This window comes from Paenibacillus sp. T2-29, assembly GCF_052921365.1.
The window spans coordinates 85,070-104,879 of record NZ_JBREVE010000012.1 but is presented as its reverse complement, the minus strand read 5'-3'; the positions used below and the strand labels follow the sequence as shown (position 1 = coordinate 104,879).

Annotated in this window: 21 protein-coding genes; 4 read left to right on the top strand and 17 right to left on the bottom strand. The window is 45.6% G+C overall.

Going from position 1 to position 19,810, the window contains the following annotated elements:
* Positions 1 to 112 precede the first annotated feature (112 nt).
* From ACU1JV_RS24500 to ACU1JV_RS24490, 3 genes are all read right to left on the bottom strand, one after another.
* Positions 113 to 826 (bottom strand): GntR family transcriptional regulator, encoded by a 714-nt coding sequence (locus tag ACU1JV_RS24500; RefSeq protein ID WP_013369382.1) that lies wholly within the window; start codon positions 824 to 826, stop codon positions 113 to 115.
* 95 nt (positions 827 to 921) lie between these two features.
* The gene (locus ACU1JV_RS24495) at positions 922 to 1,734 is read right to left on the bottom strand and encodes a fructoselysine 6-kinase (protein WP_013369381.1); all 813 of its coding nucleotides are present in this window, start codon (positions 1,732 to 1,734) and stop codon (positions 922 to 924) included.
* Positions 1,735 to 1,762: 28 nt separating this feature from the next.
* The gene (locus ACU1JV_RS24490) at positions 1,763 to 2,731 is read right to left on the bottom strand and encodes an SIS domain-containing protein (protein ID WP_013369380.1); all 969 of its coding nucleotides are present in this window, start codon (positions 2,729 to 2,731) and stop codon (positions 1,763 to 1,765) included.
* A gap of 285 nt (positions 2,732 to 3,016) precedes the next feature.
* Here ACU1JV_RS24490 and ACU1JV_RS24485 point away from each other — a divergent pair, with 285 nt between their 5' ends.
* Positions 3,017 to 3,649 carry a LysE family transporter gene (locus ACU1JV_RS24485; protein ID WP_025676060.1) on the top strand — a complete coding sequence of 211 codons (633 nt, stop codon included), beginning with the start codon at positions 3,017 to 3,019 and terminating at the stop codon, positions 3,647 to 3,649.
* 20 nt (positions 3,650 to 3,669) lie between these two features.
* Here the strand turns inward: ACU1JV_RS24485 and ACU1JV_RS24480 are convergent, their stop codons facing one another.
* From ACU1JV_RS24480 to ACU1JV_RS24465, 4 genes are all read right to left on the bottom strand, one after another.
* The gene (locus ACU1JV_RS24480) at positions 3,670 to 5,010 is read right to left on the bottom strand and encodes an amino acid permease (protein ID WP_090736934.1); all 1,341 of its coding nucleotides are present in this window, start codon (positions 5,008 to 5,010) and stop codon (positions 3,670 to 3,672) included.
* Between the two features lie 157 nt (positions 5,011 to 5,167).
* Positions 5,168 to 5,467 carry a spore coat protein gene (locus tag ACU1JV_RS24475; protein WP_058710681.1) on the bottom strand — a complete coding sequence of 100 codons (300 nt, stop codon included), beginning with the start codon at positions 5,465 to 5,467 and terminating at the stop codon, positions 5,168 to 5,170.
* Positions 5,468 to 5,483: 16 nt separating this feature from the next.
* Positions 5,484 to 5,669 carry a hypothetical protein gene (locus tag ACU1JV_RS24470; protein ID WP_058710680.1) on the bottom strand — a complete coding sequence of 62 codons (186 nt, stop codon included), beginning with the start codon at positions 5,667 to 5,669 and terminating at the stop codon, positions 5,484 to 5,486.
* A 194-nt stretch (positions 5,670 to 5,863) separates the two neighbouring features.
* Positions 5,864 to 6,286 (bottom strand): hypothetical protein, encoded by a 423-nt coding sequence (locus ACU1JV_RS24465; RefSeq protein ID WP_013369374.1) that lies wholly within the window; start codon positions 6,284 to 6,286, stop codon positions 5,864 to 5,866.
* Positions 6,287 to 6,572: 286 nt separating this feature from the next.
* On the opposite strand from ACU1JV_RS24465, the gene ACU1JV_RS24460 reads away from it, so the two are divergent.
* Positions 6,573 to 7,037, top strand: a complete 465-nt coding sequence (locus tag ACU1JV_RS24460) for a MarR family winged helix-turn-helix transcriptional regulator (RefSeq protein ID WP_013369372.1) — start codon at positions 6,573 to 6,575, stop codon at positions 7,035 to 7,037.
* Between the two features lie 120 nt (positions 7,038 to 7,157).
* Here the strand turns inward: ACU1JV_RS24460 and ACU1JV_RS24455 are convergent, their stop codons facing one another.
* The 8 genes from ACU1JV_RS24455 to ACU1JV_RS24420 all read right to left on the bottom strand — a co-directional run bounded on the left by ACU1JV_RS24455 (position 7,158) and on the right by ACU1JV_RS24420 (position 16,846).
* Complete coding sequence (locus ACU1JV_RS24455) at positions 7,158 to 8,750, bottom strand: glycoside hydrolase family 32 protein (protein ID WP_413985553.1); 1,593 nt, start codon at positions 8,748 to 8,750, stop codon at positions 7,158 to 7,160.
* Between the two features lie 105 nt (positions 8,751 to 8,855).
* Positions 8,856 to 10,355, bottom strand: coding sequence for a glycoside hydrolase family 68 protein (locus tag ACU1JV_RS24450; protein ID WP_025676055.1), 1,500 nt, complete (start codon positions 10,353 to 10,355; stop codon positions 8,856 to 8,858).
* A gap of 609 nt (positions 10,356 to 10,964) precedes the next feature.
* A complete protein-coding gene (locus ACU1JV_RS24445; protein WP_413987542.1) occupies positions 10,965 to 12,479 on the bottom strand; it encodes an MDR family MFS transporter in 1,515 nt (504 codons plus the stop codon).
* 173 nt (positions 12,480 to 12,652) lie between these two features.
* Positions 12,653 to 14,212 carry an ABC transporter ATP-binding protein gene (locus tag ACU1JV_RS24440; protein ID WP_413985552.1) on the bottom strand — a complete coding sequence of 520 codons (1,560 nt, stop codon included), beginning with the start codon at positions 14,210 to 14,212 and terminating at the stop codon, positions 12,653 to 12,655.
* Between the two features lie 54 nt (positions 14,213 to 14,266).
* Positions 14,267 to 14,854 carry an ECF transporter S component gene (locus tag ACU1JV_RS24435; RefSeq protein ID WP_025678048.1) on the bottom strand — a complete coding sequence of 196 codons (588 nt, stop codon included), beginning with the start codon at positions 14,852 to 14,854 and terminating at the stop codon, positions 14,267 to 14,269.
* Positions 14,855 to 15,017: 163 nt separating this feature from the next.
* Positions 15,018 to 15,773: an energy-coupling factor transporter transmembrane component T family protein gene (locus tag ACU1JV_RS24430; protein ID WP_058831251.1), complete on the bottom strand. Its 756-nt coding sequence runs from the start codon at positions 15,771 to 15,773 to the stop codon at positions 15,018 to 15,020.
* Positions 15,757 to 16,353: a GNAT family N-acetyltransferase gene (locus ACU1JV_RS24425; RefSeq protein WP_040102156.1), complete on the bottom strand. Its 597-nt coding sequence runs from the start codon at positions 16,351 to 16,353 to the stop codon at positions 15,757 to 15,759. Before ACU1JV_RS24425 ends, ACU1JV_RS24430 begins: the two co-directional genes overlap by 17 nt.
* 187 nt (positions 16,354 to 16,540) lie before the next feature.
* Complete coding sequence (locus ACU1JV_RS24420) at positions 16,541 to 16,846, bottom strand: hypothetical protein (RefSeq protein ID WP_413985551.1); 306 nt, start codon at positions 16,844 to 16,846, stop codon at positions 16,541 to 16,543.
* 353 nt (positions 16,847 to 17,199) lie between these two features.
* Here ACU1JV_RS24420 and ACU1JV_RS24415 point away from each other — a divergent pair, with 353 nt between their 5' ends.
* Positions 17,200 to 17,679 carry a GAF domain-containing protein gene (locus ACU1JV_RS24415; protein WP_013369361.1) on the top strand — a complete coding sequence of 160 codons (480 nt, stop codon included), beginning with the start codon at positions 17,200 to 17,202 and terminating at the stop codon, positions 17,677 to 17,679.
* A gap of 90 nt (positions 17,680 to 17,769) precedes the next feature.
* On the top strand, positions 17,770 to 18,246 hold the full coding sequence (locus ACU1JV_RS24410; RefSeq protein ID WP_165082948.1) for a hypothetical protein: 477 nt from the start codon (positions 17,770 to 17,772) through the stop codon (positions 18,244 to 18,246).
* A gap of 95 nt (positions 18,247 to 18,341) precedes the next feature.
* Here the strand turns inward: ACU1JV_RS24410 and ACU1JV_RS24405 are convergent, their stop codons facing one another.
* Both ACU1JV_RS24405 and ACU1JV_RS24400 read right to left on the bottom strand, forming a co-directional pair.
* Positions 18,342 to 19,106, bottom strand: coding sequence for a MerR family transcriptional regulator (locus tag ACU1JV_RS24405; protein ID WP_013369359.1), 765 nt, complete (start codon positions 19,104 to 19,106; stop codon positions 18,342 to 18,344).
* 240 nt (positions 19,107 to 19,346) lie between these two features.
* Positions 19,347 to 19,718, bottom strand: coding sequence for a MerR family transcriptional regulator (locus tag ACU1JV_RS24400; protein ID WP_013369358.1), 372 nt, complete (start codon positions 19,716 to 19,718; stop codon positions 19,347 to 19,349).
* Between the last annotated feature and the right edge of the window lie 92 nt (positions 19,719 to 19,810).

Sequence of the window (19,810 nt, the reverse complement as noted above, 5' to 3'; positions counted from 1 at the left end):
TTCACCTAACAACATGACGTAATATAACGTTATGTCAATGCTTCTGCTTCTCCCTATTGGATGGAAGCAGAAGCCAGACGTACCTGAACTACCTTGCATAACAGGTAACGGATTATATGGAGAATTGGTAGCGGTCTCCGATGATGTACTGTTTTCCTACATGAACCGGGCTTCCATGCTGGTCATAGATAATGGTATGCATGTAAAACAACGCCTGCCCGATCGCCGTCTCCAGCAATTTGGCCTGATTTTCATCCGCCAAGGCAATTTGTAATATCGTCTCTCCTGGCTGGTTAGGGTCGATGCTGTATTTTTGCCGCAGCAGTTCGTATACAGACCCCTCCAACTGCTCGTGCATTAGAAATGCAAAGCGTTCATAAGGATAAAAATTGTTTTCCAGCATCAGGGGACGATCATCCGCATATCTTTTACGCTGGATAAATAACACTTTTTCTCCTGGCGATAGCTGCAACTGATGTGCAATTTCTTCATCTGCTGCTATGATTTCACGTTTTGTAACCTCACTGTGTGAAGAAAGCCCGTTGGATTTGCAAGCAGCCGTAAAGCTGATCACATGCTCAATCTTCCGTCCAATTTTGGGGATATTGACAAAGGTTCCTTTTCCCTGACGTTTGGTCAGATAACCTTCATGAACTAATTCGGCAATTGCTTTCCTTACAGTAATTCGACTTACATTATACATTTCGCTTAATTCTGTTTCGGTCGGTATACGACTTCCTTGCGTAAATGTTCCATTATGAATTGCGGTTTTGACCGCTTTTTGTAATTGAATATATAATGGCTCCGCTTGGTCTGAATTTAACATAATGTACCCTCACTTGTCATATAACGTTATATCACTCTCACTTAGAGTATCAAAGGTTACATATTCTTACAAGTGAAGATATTCGAAAAGGATCGTCAATAATGAACGCCGTATCCGAAGGAACCTTCTACCAGGCAGCTCTGGGCGGCAAGCCTTGAGCCTTCTGCCATAGCAGCCTGAATGTTGCCTTTTTCCAAAAAGCTCAGTAAAAAAGCAGTTATATAAGAATCGCCTGCTCCCATGGTATCCACAGCGTCAACGGAATCGGGCATTTGAAAATAGAACTTCGTACCATCATAGGCGATAGATCGGTCACCGCCACGTGTGGCGACAAGAATTTGCCCCTCCTTTTTTCGATTGGAACGGATAAAATTCTGTGTCTCTTCATCCGTCATATGGCTGCAAGAGAAGAATGCAAAATCGGCATGCATGATATATTGTTCTACCTGTGTATCTGTAAAATCATCTGAAAAATCAAAGGAAATAGGAATTCCCAGTGTCTCCAACTCGGGCAGCAAGTGGCCTGTATGGCTGTACAAGCCAGTATGAATCAGGTCGAATCCGCCAAGATAATCCTTGTCATCTTCGCTCAGTTCCAATGGATGGAGACGTGTCACTCCCCCCTCATTACTGCCCAGAAATACTCTGTCTCCGTCTTCCAGGGTTACACGTGCACAGCCGTTCTCACCGCTGTGATATCTGCACCGTGAAATATCGATGTCAAGCTCACGGAGGGTATGTTCTACATGCCGTGCTTCGTGATCGTCCCCAAACACGCCTATAAAGGCTGCATCCACTCCCGCTTTTTTGGCAAACACACTGAAATTAAGCGCATTGCCGCCAGGGTACATCATGCGCAGATGAACATATTTATCTACCACATTATCGCCAATGCCTAGAACCTTCATGATGGTTTCCTCCTGTTGGTAGGTGCGCTTAGTAAGCTACTTTGCCCATATAACGGCGAGTTTCCAATGGGTGGTTGCGTACATTTGCTAGTGCTTCACGATACACACATACAATGCTGTAAAATAAAACCGGGTTAAAAAACTCTACCACTTCGTCTGCAATCGTTCCGATGCCAAGCTCCTTTGCATCAATCACTTCCACTTTCTCGGCATACTGATTCAGGAAAGTCTGTGCCCGCTCATCCAGCGCCCGTGTACGTCCTTCGTTGATCATCAGAATAAATGGAGTTTCCTTATCCGTTACTTCAAATGGGCCATGGAAGAATTCACCGGAATGGATAGAAGCTGCATGAAGCCATTGCATTTCCATCAGCGAGCAGATGGCAAAGCCATAAGCATGTCCATAAGATGCTCCGCTGGTCAGGATATAAAAGAGTTCCTCATTGCGGTATCTGTCAGCGAATACTTGAGCGCGCGGTTCAACTTGGACTTTGGCCCGGTTAATAATCCCATTGATTGCTCCCAATCCATTCTGGAAAGCTGGGTAATGCGCATAGCCCTCAGTGATTTGAAGCAGTTCAACCGTAAGTTCTAGAATAATGGCCATCGGGTTGTTTTTAACATCGCTCTCATCCCCCCACTCGTAAAGGAAGGAATAATCCGAATAGTTAAGCAGGCTCGCTTCACTATTGTGGGTTAAGCCAATGGTATAAGCACCTTTCTCTTTGGCAGATTTAGCAGCTGCGACCGATTCTGGAGTATTTCCACCGTGGGAACAAACGATGACCACTGAGTGTGCCCCCAATCGTTTGGGCAACGCATGTACAAACTCATTCGCTGTATACATCCCTGCTACCAGTTTCTTTGCTTCACTATCCAGAAAATATTTTGAAGGATACATATCAACTAGTGAGCCCCCGCAGGCTACTAAATAAACCTCAGAAATCTTCCCATTCGCTTGTTCATTAATCGTCTGAATCGTCTGTTGTACATTCATTTTTTATCTCTCCTTCTATATAACGTTATATAACGTATTGTTTACGAGATAAATATAAGCGCTTTCATCGAAAGTGTCAAGTCCCCTCATAAAAAAAAGCTCTAACCCTTTTGTGTAAGGATTAAAGCTGCTTTTCGGATTGGTTTCATTCATTGGGTCAGCACATAACGAGGCTAAGCCTACCCTATACGCACAAAAAAATATGGTCTTACATATGGGTTTGTCCGAATAAACTAAATGAGACAAATACATAACGTCCAATAAATAATCAAGGAGGAAAACACCATTAATACATTTATCGGGTATGTTTTTCTGGGTCTGTCACTTTCAGCTCCCATTGGACCCATCAATGCCGCACAGTTAGATCGAGGTATTAAAAATGGATTTTGGCACGCCTGGTTTATTGGGCTAGGTGCAATCACAGCAGACATTATCTATATGATGCTTGTCTATTTGGGAATGATCCACCTTCTTAATTCCCCATTTGTCAAAGCTTTTTTATGGCTGTTTGGTTTTTTCGTGCTTGTGTATACAGGTCTTGAAAGCATCAAAAATGCTGGTGTGATTTCAGAATCCGAATTAAGGGGAAATGGCAATACCCTAACCAACTCCTTTGTTGCGGGCTTCCTGATGTCGTTATTTAATCCTCTCTCTATCCTTTTCTGGCTTGGTATTTACGGTTCCATACTGGCCAATGTTGCTAATACATATCCAGTACAACAGCTATTGATTTACAGCGGAGCGATTGTACTGGGCGTGTTGGCGTGGGATGTGACGATGGCAGCTGCTTCAAGTGTTTTCCGTAGATTTCTCAAACCTGGATTGCTTAAAACCATCTCTTGGATGTCAGGTCTATCTCTTGTAGGCTTTGGCTTTTATTTTGGTGTACAGGCATTTCAATTACTTTTTTTACGCTAACGCTTGTCTTCTTGATAAAGTTAACGAGATTCCTTGCCGTGCTTTCGACGCACCCATTGAACAATGAGGTCACATATTGCAATTAACAAGACCAGCAGTAAACTGATGTAAACCCCAGGGCGGCTAAGCTTATGAAAAAAGGCCCCGACTACAGCCATAGCTATCAGCAATAATCCAATCCAGCGTTTGATATTGCTTGATGTGCTTGATTCCAGTAACTTACCTGAAGACAGCAAAATAAAGCACCAGTTATATAACAGCATTAACCCCGCAGCTGTTGTGATATATTCATACACTTTTCCCGGTAGCAGCAACGATAATACGATTGCTGAGATTAATCCAACAGAGATCAAACTGAGTGCATAAAGAGGATATTTGCCCTTCCACTTTCGTGAGAACAGTGTGGGCGCATCTCCTTCCTGGGCAAGGGTAATCATCATCGAAGTCTCTGCATATAGCGATGCTGTCATCGTGGAGAACCCTGCAATAATAAGGACTCCGTTAAACAAATGAGGCACAAAGGCCAGTTGATCGCTACTGAGCGCAAGTACAAAAGGACTTTCCTTCGGATTAAAGGCACTTAATGGTACCATAGACACAGCCAGCCCAATCGAAAGCACATACACTGCAACCAGCGTCATCAACATGACCTTTCCTGCTTTCGGTGCTTCCTCCGGGTTTTGAAGTCGGTTAGACATAATTCCGAGCACTTCAATACCTCCGTATGCATAAAAGGCAAAAATAAAAGATGACCATAACCCTATGCCACCGGTTGGAAAAAAGTCTTTGGAGCTGAGAGGGAACTTCGGATTATATTTACCTCCTCCGATCCAGCCTGCCAAAAGCGCTACCGCTAGGACCAAAAACATCAAAAGAGCCGCTATCTTAATGATCGCGAGTACATTTTCTACACGATCAAAACCCTTATTGCCAAAAAAAACAATCACAAGCCCTAAGAGCCCGAAGCCTGCCGCAAAAATCCACATCGGTACCTGAGGAAACCAAAAGCGTGAAAATATAGACAGCGCAGTTAGTTGACTCCCATTAATAAGCAATTCCGAGAACCAATACACCCAGCCACTGCCGAAGCCTGCCCAATTGCCAAATGCTTTTTGAGCATAGGAACGGAAAGAGCCCTGTTCTGGATGATCTGCTGTCATGCGCGAAAGGGCGTCAAACACCACATACGTTCCAACTGCTGCCAAGAAGTAAGCAATCAGCACGGCTGGACCACCAATGGAAATTGCTAAACTAGACCCGAGGAAATACCCTGTACCGATGGTGCCTGCAACTCCTAACAAGCTCAGCTGCCACCATTTTAGTTTTTGCTCTTTTTGTTTGCCCGCTGAAGACTTGCCCATACGAAAATCACCCTATTCTGAATTTCAGACCTATTTTTTGTTTTTTTATGATTGCCTTCTTCTCCATATTTCATGTGAAAGTCAATTCAATTTGTAATAAAGAAGCACCAGCAAACTCGATTAAAGGTTTGCTGATGCTTCTTTTTAATTAAACGTTTTACATTTTGGACAAAGAAAGTGCCTTGTCTGCATTTTGAATATCCATTTGAATTTGCTGATCCGGATCATAGGCGTTGTAGTAACCATTATTCTTCATATAATTAAAAATTTGCTCATGAAGGTTAACAGCTTTGCTCAATTGGTCACAAAGGACATTTCGAACTTCTGAGCTGGTCGACTCTGTTAAGGCCGCGGCGTAGTTTTTGATCCCACTTTTAGCTGCGATTAACAGATCGGAAGCAATCACCTGATCGGTCATGGGGGTTGTACCGGTCATATTCCCAATAAAAGAATTCACGTTATTCCTCCTTAGATTATACAAGCAGATTTCTAAGCTGTTGAATATCTTGTGTACCGCTGCTGATGTCCTGCTGTAAAATATTTTTTAAATTTGAATCTGAGACTAAAGGGAGCATGGTTTGAGTTTTTGTAATACAAGTTGTTTTAAACGTAAGCAGCTCATGCAATTCCAACTTTTCGTGAACTCCAAGTTTTTGCAAGATCAAAACCTCCTTTCTGAACTTCTTTTGGTATTTCCTACGATTGCTGCCCTTATGCACGATCCAAGAATCTTAGTTTTCACAATGTCCTTTTCAGCTGTTTCTCATGATGAAAAAAGGTTCCTTCAAACCATTAGTCATGGTTTTGAAGGAACCTTTTTGTTCCAAAGTGGCAGCCAGGGCGGACACAATTTTCAGGTATGTACGCTTCCTGAAAAACCGTCCACATCGTCCTCCGGTTGTTGGTCAGAGCTGACGTTGTGTTCCTGTGTTGTGTTAGTAAACGTTTGGGAAGAGCCGTTTTTATACGCCTCGCTCCAGTCTTCATTGATGATGTGCGCTGGAATAATCCAATCCTCCGGGCTATAACCTGGATTTTGCATACCAATATTACTTTGTTTACCTGGACGATAAGTGAGAACTCCTGTCTCAATTATACTTCCTTCATAAGCTTGGCAAATCTCTAATGCAGACAGCACATCCTGGTTCTCAACGTGAACACTGAGGCCTGTATCACCGTTCGTGCTGGCAGAGTATCCAATTTCCTTTAATGTTTCACAGGCTTGGGCGGCTTGCTGCGGATCACGAAATTGAAAACGGAAAGAACCCGTATCCATGTGCTTCATCTCCTCTGAATTTATCTTATTTTGTTATTTGGGTTCATTAGGTATGTTATTTGTTAATATAACCAATCGGAACGCTATTTTTACATTCGAAACCTTTATTTTTCAAAAATTTACCTTAAAGCTTTGAAATTAAATAATTAAAAAAGCAGCTACTGTGACAAATCGCATGTTTTCCCTACGTAAATCCCTTTATGCTAGTAGTAAGGGTATGGTTGCCCGGTCATCCGAACCGAGCGGTCAAAGGATGCCCAAATCCATACATAAAGGCGGAATGAAGATGATAGATTACCGAACATTGGTGACACAGCAATCCATGCATTTGTATAGCGTGTTTGCCAAGTCATTCAAAAGTGTAAACGAACATGCGGTTGCTGGCATCAAAACGGTGGGCTTCAACCCAACGGCCTTCGCCGTGATGGAAGTTTTATATCACAAGGGAGCACAGCCAATTCAACAAATTGGAGCCAAGCTGCTGCTACAAAGCGGAAATGTCACTTATGTGATCGACAAGCTGGAGAGCCGCGGTTATTTGCACCGTCACCCGTGCGACCAAGATCGTCGTATTATATATGCAGAGTTGACGGACGAAGGACAACGTGTCATGGATGAAATTTATCCTGATTATACACGCCAGATTGAACGTGCCTTTAGCGGAATCAGCGAAACCGAAAGAGATCAACTCATCGGCTTGCTCAAAAAATTGGGCCGTAGCGCTGATAATCTGTCACCTTATCACAAATAGAACGAATAGTAATTTTAGCAACTGATCGTTTGTGAATAAACGAACAATCTTATAGCTGTGCTAAACGAAAATTTAGATTTACACAGAAAAGTCCACCCTTATATTCATGGGTGGACTTTTTTAATGACTAAAATGTTTGATAATTACATTACTAAAAATAGCCTTACCGCCATCTGAAAAAAGAGTAATTCCCCGATCCTCTAAGCGTGGGAATATTAAGGAGGAATAAGCTACTTCTCCATCATCTACAAAGACTTCGATGCTGGTTTTATCGACGAGAATCTTCAAGTGGACATTTTTCTTGTTGGTATCAAAAGGCGCCTTACTCTCTACATATTTTCCACTCTGATCCGGCTGCCCGGTGTTCGCTCTGTTTACATAAGAGTATTGACCCTCCACCGAAACACCCACATCTACATGACGCTTGCCATCCGCAGACTCTCGAAGCCTCAATCCTGTATTTTTGATCGTTGACCAAGATACATCCGCCTCTAACTGATAGGCATCACCTGCTATCGGAAGCGTGTGAGTCCCCGCTACTTGGATCTTCCCCAATGATTCCGTTGCAACTGGGAATTGCTCCAAAGCTGGTACAGGCTGTGAAACCAAGCGATAGCCGACATTAGATGTACGCTTCAACCGAATTTGGCGAACAACTGAATCCATTCCATTAAAGCCTTCTTTTAGGGTAGGCGTGTTATTGGCATAATCCCAATTGTTCATCCAGGCCAGCGCATAACGGTGACTGTATTGGTCTTTGGCTTTGCCATCCTCGAACGTAACCGCACCATACCAGTCAAAGCCATAATCCAGCCAATCAGGATCATTGCGATCAGGGAGAAATGCTTCTCCATTAAAATCTCCTATCCAATAGGCATACGTGTTGGGCCCGCCGGTTGGTTTACTATTGGCGCTCGCGCCCAGAATCCATTGATAGGTCCCATCATCCGCGCGCATCTGGTAAAGGTCAGGGCATTCCACAAGCCCGATATTTTCCGTTTGAAAGCCACTCGTAAACTGCCAATCCTTTAAATTTTTAGACTTATAAAAGCCAATCTTCGTTCCCTCCGCCATGACCATTACCCATTGATTACGCCCAGTATCCCGGACGATTTTGGGATCTCTAAAATCCTTCGTACCAGGATTGGACATCACAGGCTTGTTGCGGTAAGAAGTAAACGTCTTGCCTTTATCCTTACTGTACCACAGAAATTGTTCCTGCTTTCCTCCATCTGCGGAGGGCTGTGTGACAATGGCTACAAGTGCTCCTTTTCCAAAACCAGCGGTGCCATGATCGTCGATCACGACCGAACCGGACCAAGGATCTCCATTCGGGTTCGTATATTTGGGAATCGCCACCCCTTCATCTTTCCAATGAACCAGGTCCGTGGATGTGGCATGGCGCCATTCTGTACCGTTCTTATGAGGGTAATCACGATTATATAAATAATAATAATGATATTCCCCATCCATATAAATCGGCCGCTGTGGATCATTTTTCCACTTATCTGGGACGGTAAAATGGTAGGCTGCCCGATAGGTCGGTGTTGTATGCTTACTTTGATTTGCTTGATTTTTTGGAGTTGCAGCAGGTTTAGGGGGTTTACCAGCATCCTGTTGGTACATATTCCATCCCATAGCTATGAATATCGTTAAGCCTGTGATGACTACTACGGATCGTATCCAAATGTTCTTGGGAGCTTTTTTTCTCATTATGACGATCCTCCTTACTTCATTGCATCGTTATGTATCGTCCGACGGACGACAGATCGGGTTGCTACCGACTGCCGCCTTCGGACATACTGCTTAAATACCTACTTATTTCTTTCCGTACTCATTTTGGTGTTCTTTTTTGTCATTCGCTGGATCAATCGTGATTTGCCCTTGTTCCAGAATACCGTTTTTCACAACAGAGGTTTTCGAACCTTTAATATTCAGCAGGAAGCTTGGCGCAAAAGTAGATTTGTGATCCGGGAAAAGCCCACGATTGGTCATATAACTCGAAACGACTACGTTATTGCCTTTGCCTTGCGGGATAGCAAAATGGGCATACGTCCAGGTAATATCATCACGATCCAGATCCTGATGAAGAACGAGACCGGTTCCATTCAACGGTTTATAAGGCCCTGTCAAGGAAGTAGAAACATAACCCAGCATGTAAATATCATCGTCACCGATCGCATCTACAGTCACCTTAGAACCTCTTGTACTCGTAAATAAATACCACAAACCGTTCATTTTGAACACATTCGCCCGTTCAATTTCATCTGTTACCAGATTGGATGCAATCAAAGGAGGCATTACATTTTTCAACGTATAATCATCATTCAATTCAACGATGCCCAGTGCGCCGTTCGCTAGCTCAGCTCCCTTTTTCTTAGGACTTTGCAGCAGGTTTTGTTGCTCTTCCTTGAAGAAATTCTTATTGCCGCCATAATAAGCTGGGTTTTGAATCGAATCTTCGCCCTGATAGCCTGTCTCTGTTCCTGTGTTGGCTTCAAATATAATATATTTGTGGCCTTGATCCTCGACATAGTGAGGGTCTCGAAGAGTATGATTATCCATATCTATTCCGACGCTTTGCTGTACATTTTGATAGGTTTTCCCATCTCCACCGTCATAGATCGATTTCAAATCCTCGACTCCATCTACTTTCAGTGTCTTATCATCAGGCTGAGAGACATTAATTTGAGCCGTGCTCAAGGTTTGCTTGCCGTATAATTTGTTATTCGGGTCATACGGCTGTCTGCTGGTATAGAATAAACGTACATGTCCATCAGAGGTTAAGGTAGCTGAGCCGGACCATTCTTCTGACTGATTTTTGAGAATCGGATCGTTGGAGAGCAGTTTATCATTGTCTTTAAATACTCTACCAGCATTTTTCCAGCCGCTCAGTGAAGTATCACCCGCTTTTTGATAGAACAGATATATAAATGTATCCTCGCCTCTTTTAGGATCGCCTGCCAATCCAAAAACGATATTATATCCCTTGTAATTAGCCACTGTGCCATCGGCATTTTGTAACGGCCAGCTGTCCCAGACATCCAGATCAATCTGCTTGCCTGAGCTATCGTGACCAATAGCAGAAGGAATATTTTTAATTGTAGAGGCATCGAAGGACGGAACCTCATATTTCTCTTTACCTTGCTGTTTGAAAATATTCAGCATGTCACTACGCGTAATTTGGGTAAATGCACTGTCTGCTTTGGAATCTGCCTCGTCATTTCCCTTTGCAAAAGCCTGAACGCCGCCTCCTAACAGTAAGGTAGTTGCTACTGTTGCAGTGGCTGCTTTACTAAACCATTTGTTAAACTTCAAGTACTCCATCTCCCTTAATCCGATTATGCTTTCTAGATTTGAAACCCAACTTTTTGGTTGGTAGGGCCATTTTATATGGTATGTCAAACGATTGATATAGACTGAAAATCCCTATTATGTGAGGGAAGAAAACAGATTCCTCTATAAATTTCATCCTCATATTTTCCTAGTAATTTTCTGAAAATCCCTTTTTTTTCATTCTTATTACATTCAGAAAAATTTGTTACTTGATTTTTTTTCGTATCCCATTTTGCTTGGTTGGTTGCTTCATTCACATGCAAAATCGTTCTAAAATAAATCATACAAAGCCCGATTTGGAAGCGGGTTCAAAAAAATGGTTCCTTAGTACTGTATGGCTCAATACAGAAACAAATTTTTAGTTACAATTTTTTAAGACTTTTTTACCATTTCGTTACCTATTCGATATGAATATATCGCAATCTCTAGGGGGTTTTATTTTCTTTTTTATATACTGGGGAATTTATCGGTCCTATACGAGGTGGCTATTTTGCTGAATCAGTAGGAGGAGAGACCTTAGCATAAAGAAACAGCCCGGCCCCTTATTGGTGTACCGGACTGTCTCTTATAATGAAAGAAGTATATTATTTTTTATGCGTGTTCTCTTTGTGGTGCCTTTATACGCTGATCTGCCTCTTCTTCCGTACCCGGTGGGCGGTTCCGCAAGCCGAGGACAACAAACCAGCTAATCACTGCAATAACGACCATGATCACGAACAAGGAATGCAGACTGTTTTCCAGTACAGACCGGAGTAATCCGGCAACCTTGTCACTTAGACTCTGTGAAGCATGCGGGGCCAGCAGACCATTGATATCCTCCTGCGTAACCCCTTGCTGAGTGAGCTGTCCGTCCGCTGTCTGGGCAGCAATGCGATAATTCAGCCATGAACCGAAGGCTGCAACCCCAATTGTTTGTCCCAATGTGCGCAGGAACGTATTCAAGGCTGTAGACGCGCCACGCAGCTGGAATCCGACCGAGGACTGAGCAATAATCGTGAACACGGTTATCGAGAAGCCAAATCCCAGTCCATACAATAACGTAGACAGGAACAGAAGCCAGATTGGAGTTGTTAGGTTCATCAAGGTCATGACGAAGGCTCCCAATACAATCAGAGTCAGCCCGATCAAAGAGGTTCGACGCGAGCCCAGCGTCAGCAAAATGCGTCCTCCGATCATGGAGCCAAACAGCCAGCCTACGGACATTGGTGCCAGTGCAAGACCAGATGAAGCGGCATCTCCACCGTGTACGCCCTGAATCCATAGTGGAAGATAGCTAGTCAGCCCGATTAGCAGGGTACTGACGAGTAGTGCAGCGGCACAGGAAAAAGCGATATCCCGTATCCGAAACAGCTTCAGAGGTACCATCGGTTCCTGAGCGCGCTTTTCGATAACCAAAAACAAAACCAGGAACAAAATGGCCACCGCAGCCAAGGCCAGCAATTCAGGAGAAGTCCAGTCGATATACTGTCCCCCCAGGGCCAATACGAGCAAGAGTGCCGTCATCCCGATGGTAAAGGTAACTGCTCCCGCCACGTCGATACGTGCGGTACGCTTGCTTACCTGTTCCCGCAGGTAACGGGCGATGAAGAACATAGCCAGAAATCCAAAGGGAACGTTAAAGCCAAAAATCCATTCCCAGCCAAAATAGGTGACCACGTAACCGCCCAAGAGAGGCCCGACAAGGGAAGAAATCCCCCATACCGAGCTGATCATGCCTTGGACTTTACCACGTTCCTCCATTTTGTATATATCACCGATAATGGTAAAGGTAACAGGAATGACACCGCCTGCTCCAATCCCTTGAATAGCCCGGTATAAAATAAGCTGCTCCATACTACCAGCCAGCATACAAAGCAAAGAACCAAGTACAAATAACGAGCACCCAATTAGAAAAATGGGTTTTCGGCCAAACAAATCGCTAAGTTTGCCGAAAATAGGCGTGGTTACAGCCATCGTCAGCAAATATGCCGTAAAAATCCAGCTGAGCAAACTCACACTGCCCAGTTCACTCACAATTGTCGGTCCTGCTGGACCGATAACCGTTCCTTCAATCGCGGCCAGAAAGGTGGCCAATAGAACACCTGTCAGCACGAGCCCGCGCTTCATAGGTTTATCGTTTCCCAAGCAAATCACAAATCCTTTCCTTGTAAATACTGTGTTGTATCTGTACGGTTTTCCTTCCAAGCTTGAATGATTACCCGCACTGCATAATCGTAAACAGGCGGCCTATATAGGCCGCCTGTTGTGTACGATGTATATATATTATTGTCTACATATCCTTAATTTTTGTCAACTGTAATCGTATGATAACTCCCGCTATCTTCCGTTTTATAGAGATACCCCTCTTCCATACGAAGAACATGGCTGGCAAAGCGTTCAGCTATCTGTATATCATGGGTAATGATTAGAAAAGCCGCGCCTTCAGCAGCCTGCTCTGTACACATACGGAGCAGGCTATTCGCCCCTTCGTAATCCGTTCCCGCAGTTGGCTCATCCAAAATGTAAAGCTTTTTGGGTAGGATAAACTGTGCCGCAACGCTCAAAAGCCTTTTTTCGCCTCCACTTAGCAGGTACGGTGAGGCCTCCAGCCTGTGATCCAGCTTGGCGGCTGCCAGTAAGCGATGCGCCCGTTCCTCATAGGCGGCGGGAATCGGATCTCCGATCCGTAAACCAAACTTGGCGCGCACGCTGTACAAGCACTCTTCCCACACCGTTGCAGCTGCAAACTGATGCTCTGGTTGCTGAAACACATAACCGATCCCGGCAGCCAGTTGATGAATGGGCAGCTTCGCCATATCCTGCCCCTCCCACCACATGCATCCCTTCGGTGCGGGGAGTAGACCCATAAGCAGCTTGCCCAGCGTGGTTTTGCCAGAGCCGTTCTCGCCCAGCATTACGGCCCGTTCGCCAGGCGCAAGGGCAAGACTCACACCCTTGAGCGCCGGGCGCTGGCTGCCGGGGTAGGTGAAGGGCAATCCCTTCACCTCCAGCAACGGCTGCCCAGCGCAGTTAGCCGCCGAGCCGGAATTCACCCCCGGCTCACGCGGCATGTCTTCCCTCCCTGCGGAAGAGGGGAGCAGCCCCCAGGCTGCCAGCTGCGCCCCATGCTCGCGCAGCAGCTCTTCGGGCGGACCTTGCAGCAGCATAGTCCCGCCCTTCAGCACGATGACGCGCTGTGCTGCACGCGCGCCATCATCTATACGGCCGGACGCAGTGATCACCGTCCGGCCTGCGGCATGAAGCCGCCGACATAGCAGGACGAAGTCCTGTACAGCCGGCGGGTCCAACTGCGCAGCTGCGTCGTCGAACACGACCAGCGGCGCTTCCAGCGCCAGCACCGCAGCAATGGCGGTGCGTTGGCGCTGGCCTCCCGAGAGGCGCCGCACGAAGGAGCCGCGCTCGGATGCCAGGCCGACGGCCTCCAGTGCAGCAGCAAGGCGCTGCTCTATTTCTGCCGGAGGCACGCGCAGGTTCTCCGGTCCAAAAGCAATTTCGTCTTCGACGATTCCCTGCACTAGCTGAGCATCCGGGTCCTGAAGCACGACGCCGACAGTGGTGGCGACCGTAGCCAATTCAGCGGTGTCGGGGTCCATCCCGTACACGGTCAGCTCTCCCGTCCGTTCACCCTCGCCAGAACGGGACAACCCGCCATGAAGCAGCTGGCACAGCGTAGACTTTCCACTTCCGCTAGCTCCAACAATGGCTACATGCTCGCCCACCGCAATGTCCAGCGTCAGACCATGTAACGCTGGCTCCACCTGGTCATCATACCGATAGCCAAAATTCCTCAAGGACACGGCCACTCTATTCTCAAAAGCATGATCACTACGTTCATTCATAACCGAAATACCCTCGATCCCTATTGTTCAAGCTATAGCCATGCATAGCCTTGGTTATGCACGTGAAGCGCGTCCCAGTTCAAAGCGTTTTAACAGCCCCGTTCCATTTAAGGCATCGCCCAGTACTTTCGTCAGCAGACCACACAGGACAATGCCGCTCAGGATACGAACGACCAGTGCAATCGTCAGCACCTTCCATCCCCAATGCATATAGCCAAACATATTGGCTGCCACGATAAACCACAGCGGAACCATGGCTCCGCCCGCCAGCATCAGTGAAACTGTGTTCCAGCGGCGATATCGCAAAAGAGCAAATACCAGTTCCGCCACAACCATATAGCAGACAGCCGCCGCGATGATAGACGCAATTCCATAGGCAGAGCCCATAAAAGACTGCACTACTGCGCCAAAGGCATAAGCAATTACCGCCGTACCTGGCTTACGAATAATATAATAGGCCAGCAAACCATATATCATGTACAGCCCGACGATAGTGGAAGTTGCAATAGGCCCTCCCAGACTGTTTAACGTTTTGTTAATCATCGACAAATACACAGTCATGACGCCGTTCAACGTAGCCAGCATGGCCATTAACACGATATCCAGCGTTGTAAACTTGGCAAAAATACGAGATTCTTTCATATATATTTCTTGACTCCTCTCCATAATCTAGTATACAAGGTCATAGACTCTGGCCCTTGTACAAACTGTTACTGTATAAATGTATTCATCCGCCGTCTCATTGTCAACCTAATTTTATTTAATAAGTTGACAATGAGAGCAAAAAAAAGGGGCTGCTTCTTTATCATACCCACCATAAAACAGCCGTAGCGAATACAGCAATCACAGCATATACGTAGCCTAAACGCCCATTTTTCAGTGTACGAAAATACGTCCGTTCTGCATAAGCGCCAAAACCTTTGCCCTCCATAGCCAGTGCCGTCTGTTGAACCCGCCTCACAGCATTCACCAACACAGCAGCCGCATACCCGCTCCACCATGATAACCGATTGCTCCATCCTCGTGGTGGCTCCTGTCCGCGGACACGCCGTGCAGCCATAATTGTTCGCCCTTCTTCTTCCAATAAGGGTAGAAACGTCAACGCCACTGAAATACCGAACGCAAACCGATAAGGCACACGCAAGCGCAGATTCAAAGCCTGCACAAAATCTCGGGGATCGGTCGTTGAGAGATAGATATAGGATGCCAAAAACAATACAAAAATCCGCAGCGTTAATGCCCCCGCGATATCCAGTCCCTCAGCTGTAATCACAATGGGTCCCCATGAAGCCACTTCATGTCCTTCTCGAATCGCTAGGATAGACAGTATAAAATATGGAATCCCTAAACCAATCAGGAACGACATAGCGCGAAGTTGTCGTGCCAGGGTCAACCGTGCACCCAAGCCAGCCACAGCGATCAGTACCGCCAAGAGTGCCGCTTCCCGTAGCGTCGAATCCCATGACATCGACAGAAGACTAAAGCATCCCACCCATATAAGCTTACTTAACGGTCCAAGCCTGTGCAGCGGCGACGAACCGCCGTTATACTGAAACAGCATTTCGTTGTACCTCCAGTCTGAGCCATTCTTCATGCAGTAATGAGTACATCAGCATATCCTTAAAACCTGTAGATGTATGCTGTACCTGCCGTAACAGCCCTTCCTGGGTCCAGCCCATCGAGGACAGCAGGGCTTGCGAGCCTGTATTGCGCGGGTCCACCAGCGCTTCAATCCGATTTAATCGGATCGTGCCATATCCGAATGAAAGCACCAAGCGAAGCGCCTCTGTCATATAGCCCTGTCGCCAATAAGGCTTGGCCAACTCATAGCCAATCTCGGCTTTATAAGCTCCCTCTGTCTGCCAATAATTAAAGCCGCAGCTTCCAATCAGCTTCCCGTTGTCCTTCAGCTCGATCCCCCAGCGCAGCGCATCCTCCGTCTTCGCCAGCTCATTCAACAGCCCAATCATATCCTCAGCATCCTCACGTCCTGACATACCGGAAAGATTCATATAACGGTGAACCTCCGGGTCAGACCAGCAAGCGAACATCGTAGCCGCATCCCGACTTTCCATCCTTCGCAGCCGAAGACGCGGGCTTTCCAGCAGTGGTATATGCCCCTTACATGCATATGCACACATGTTCCATCATCCTTCCAGCATCAAAATACAACAAATATACGCTACATTTAAGCATACACCTCCAACAAACACAACCTTATTAAAGTGGACAGACCCTATAAAATCAAATTAGCCCTCCGCTTCCTGGAATCAGGAATGAAGAGGGCTACCTTTTATTTTTATATGATTTTTTTGTGTCCCTATTCTTTTAAGAAGAGGCACGGGCAGCGACTTGCGCTGGATTTTTCACAACATCTTCGTACAATACGCCTAGCATTGACTGAATCTCCTGCAATTCTTCGATCCCTGCGCCGGTAAGGCTGAACATATCATCATGCGGTGTCAGAAAGTTTTCCTGTGTCAGGTTTTCCAGCTCCTGCTTGACTTCACGTTCTCCTACGCGGTATCCGCGTTCTTCGAGTACAGGTTGTATATCACTCACCGTCAAATCGTTCTGCTGTGCGTAAGAAAGCAGCTGTATACGGATAAACAAGTTCTGAACATCTGCATACATCGTTTTAGCTCCTCCCTGGCCTAAGCCAACATGTTACATTGTTTTTACCCATAGGGGAGAAGCTGGAAACAGATGAGGGCAACCCTCGCTGAATTACTTCCTATAACTATATGTCCCGCTAAAACGTAAAGCTTTGCCGTCAGCGCTGCTTGTACAGATAGGGAATTGTGCTGCTGTTAGAGTAAGGTGATTATTCCAAGACGGTAGTGCTATTTTCTACTTGACTGAATATGTACAATCGTTATATCTTAAATTAATTAACCAATGGTAAAAGCGATTTGCACAATTACCTATTTTTGGTGATATATACAACAGTTAATATGAAAATTTAATGTTAGGAGCGTGGACTCTACATGTTTCAAACTATCCCTTACGAAGGAACACGTCAGGAACAATTCGAATCCGTTCTCGGACAACTCCGGGCACTTGTTCACGATGAATCCAATAGGATTGCCAATTTAGCGAACGCTTCAGCGTTACTGGGTCACTTTCTTCCAGATGTGAACTGGAGTGGCTTCTATCTTTATGATGGGACTGAGCTTGTACTAGGTCCCTTCCAGGGTTTACCCGCATGTATACGGATTCCACTGGGGCGCGGCGTTTGCGGTACCGCAGCAGCTGAACGGCGAACACTTGTCATTGACGATGTACATGCATTTCCAGGACATATCGCCTGTGACGCTGCTTCCAATAGCGAAATCGTTATCCCTCTAATCAAGAACGATGAGCTGATTGGGGTGCTGGACATTGACAGCCCGCTAAAAAGCCGATTTGATCACGAAGATCGTGTATTCCTAGAGGAATTTACGGCTATTCTGGTATCCAGCCTGTAACCAAAAATTGTGCATATATATGCTCTTCCTTCGCCACAATATATGAGGGTCCTAAAACCTAAACTATCCGGCGAAGGAGATTGATGATCAATGTTCAATAACATGGCTCCGCAACAACAAATTCATCAATGTGAACAAATTATTCAGCAATTGGTACAACAAACACAGCAAGGAACCGCTATGTATCAACAGTTGCTGCAACAAGAGCAACAAAATGCATCCAGCCTTGAAAGCCTGATGCAACGTGAACGTAATGCGGCTCAAATGATCCAAACCGCAATCCAGGACCACCAAAAAGCTATGCAGCAATACCAACAAGTTATTCAACTGTGTAGTCAGCTGGAAAACACCATCCGCTCGAGCAACCAAATGACTCAACCTGGATTTGGCGATAACTATGCTTCCCGTAGTATGCAACCATCCGCCTTTAGTACAGGAAGCCACATGAATCACAACTTTCCGCAACATATGGGGACGACCGGACAGCATTTTGCAGGCAGTAGTAACATGCAGCAGTTCGGAAACAGCAGTCAACAAGGCATGAGAATAGCACCAAGCGGCATGTAAGCTGCTTTACACAAAAAAGGGTGAACAGCAGGCCGTCGATTGGTTTGTTGTTCACCCTTTTTTCATATTACTTATAGCCATTTCATCAGCTATTGCTAGGTTAATTCCCGCTTGGCCAGCTCCTTCATTCCGTCTCGCAAATACTCAGCCAGCCCAGGGTGATAGCCTTCATACATTTTACTGAAATCCTCATGTTCTACATATAAGTCTCCCAGCCCGCTATAAATTTCTGCTGTAGGGGTATAAAATCGGCTTACCCATTGAAGATGACGGCGGATCAGCGCCTGTACTTCTACACTGTTATGCTTCAATCCCTTATTCATGGCTTCAGCCAACTCCCGATGAATCTGATCTGCCTCTGCCTGCGAATCCAAATAATCCTCTTTGCTCCAGTTCGTCGTCGCAGTCTTACTCTCCTGAACCTTCTCTTCGACCTGTGAACCATAACGTTCCGTCAGATCACGTTCATACATTTCTTGTTTTTCCGGGTTAAACCCTTGGTACATTTGCTCTGGTTCCATCGTTTGTTCTCCTTTCAAATGAGCCACCGTTTCGTCGATGGTCTGAAGGAGAGTATGCAAGCGGAAGACCTTGGCCTCAATATTGGCTCGATGCACCTGCAAAACCTCAGCCTTTTGTTCCTTGGTTTGCTCCAGCACATTGCCAATTTCGGATAAAGGCAAATCCAGTTCCCTATACACCATGATTTGCTGAAGCCTCAACAGTTGTTCCTGTTCGTAATAGCGATATCCATTATTTCCGATATGATGTGGTTTCAGCAATCCAATTTCATCATAATAATGCAAAGTTCGAACGCTGATTCCCGACAGATTAGATACTTCCTTAACCGTATAAGCCATTCCGCTTCACCTCCCTTGCTTTCCCAGTCTACAGCCTCACGTGGCGTGAGAGTCAATGCCCCCACTTCCCCACCTTGGTACTACACTTTTACCCTGTAAGCACATTGTGAACCGCCTAATTGCCAACGATTTTTCATACTTGCGACCTACAGCAGGTATCTTTAGATATCTATGCAAAAAAAGCCCTACAGCGTATTTCAAATAGGCTGGGGGCTTCATATATTCAATTCGATCTGGCGACTAAGAGAAGCTTTTTCCCATGACCACATGATCGTAGTAAGCTATCTTTTGAATAATTTTCTCCAAATTGTGTTGCGTTTGTGCCATATGTTCTTCCACTTTCTTTTTGTGAGCAACCAGGAAATCTCTTCGCTCTTGGATCGTGGCTTCTCCTTTTACATTTAGCTCAAGGTATGCCTTAATTTCTTCAATGGTCATTCCTGTGTCTTTCATAGCCATAAGGAACCTGATCCAATCCATTTGTTTCTCCGTATATACCCTTCTCCCACCTTCATCCCGACCGACATCAGGTAGAATGCCCTCTTTTTCATAATAACGAAGGGTAGATGCGGGCAATCCGCTCCTGATTTCAACTTCTTTAATGGAGTACATGGTTGATCCCCTCCTCGTTCTTGTATTTTCGCTTCAAGTCAGCTGTAACGATAAGTATAAGTTTTCATAGAAAAGAGTGCAAAATTAGGATT

Excerpts from the sequence above, each read along its gene's own strand:
- ACU1JV_RS24420 (WP_413985551.1), bottom strand. The coding sequence starts at position 16,846 with ATGTATGCAGATGTTCAGAACTTGTTTATCCGTATACAGCTGCTTTCT.
- ACU1JV_RS24410 (WP_165082948.1), top strand. The coding sequence starts at position 17,770 with ATGTTCAATAACATGGCTCCGCAACAACAAATTCATCAATGTGAACAA.
- ACU1JV_RS24415 (WP_013369361.1), top strand. The coding sequence starts at position 17,200 with ATGTTTCAAACTATCCCTTACGAAGGAACACGTCAGGAACAATTCGAA.
- ACU1JV_RS24495 (WP_013369381.1), bottom strand. The coding sequence starts at position 1,734 with ATGAAGGTTCTAGGCATTGGCGATAATGTGGTAGATAAATATGTTCAT.
- ACU1JV_RS24440 (WP_413985552.1), bottom strand. The coding sequence starts at position 14,212 with ATGAATGAACGTAGTGATCATGCTTTTGAGAATAGAGTGGCCGTGTCC.
- ACU1JV_RS24435 (WP_025678048.1), bottom strand. The coding sequence starts at position 14,854 with ATGAAAGAATCTCGTATTTTTGCCAAGTTTACAACGCTGGATATCGTG.
- ACU1JV_RS24425 (WP_040102156.1), bottom strand. The coding sequence starts at position 16,353 with ATGTGTGCATATGCATGTAAGGGGCATATACCACTGCTGGAAAGCCCG.
- ACU1JV_RS24430 (WP_058831251.1), bottom strand. The coding sequence starts at position 15,773 with ATGCTGTTTCAGTATAACGGCGGTTCGTCGCCGCTGCACAGGCTTGGA.
- ACU1JV_RS24460 (WP_013369372.1), top strand. The coding sequence starts at position 6,573 with ATGATAGATTACCGAACATTGGTGACACAGCAATCCATGCATTTGTAT.
- ACU1JV_RS24445 (WP_413987542.1), bottom strand. The coding sequence starts at position 12,479 with ATGAAGCGCGGGCTCGTGCTGACAGGTGTTCTATTGGCCACCTTTCTG.
- ACU1JV_RS24465 (WP_013369374.1), bottom strand. The coding sequence starts at position 6,286 with ATGGATACGGGTTCTTTCCGTTTTCAATTTCGTGATCCGCAGCAAGCC.
- ACU1JV_RS24500 (WP_013369382.1), bottom strand. The coding sequence starts at position 826 with ATGTTAAATTCAGACCAAGCGGAGCCATTATATATTCAATTACAAAAA.
- ACU1JV_RS24405 (WP_013369359.1), bottom strand. The coding sequence starts at position 19,106 with ATGGCTTATACGGTTAAGGAAGTATCTAATCTGTCGGGAATCAGCGTT.
- ACU1JV_RS24480 (WP_090736934.1), bottom strand. The coding sequence starts at position 5,010 with ATGGGCAAGTCTTCAGCGGGCAAACAAAAAGAGCAAAAACTAAAATGG.
- ACU1JV_RS24455 (WP_413985553.1), bottom strand. The coding sequence starts at position 8,750 with ATGAGAAAAAAAGCTCCCAAGAACATTTGGATACGATCCGTAGTAGTC.
- ACU1JV_RS24400 (WP_013369358.1), bottom strand. The coding sequence starts at position 19,718 with ATGTACTCCATTAAAGAAGTTGAAATCAGGAGCGGATTGCCCGCATCT.
- ACU1JV_RS24490 (WP_013369380.1), bottom strand. The coding sequence starts at position 2,731 with ATGAATGTACAACAGACGATTCAGACGATTAATGAACAAGCGAATGGG.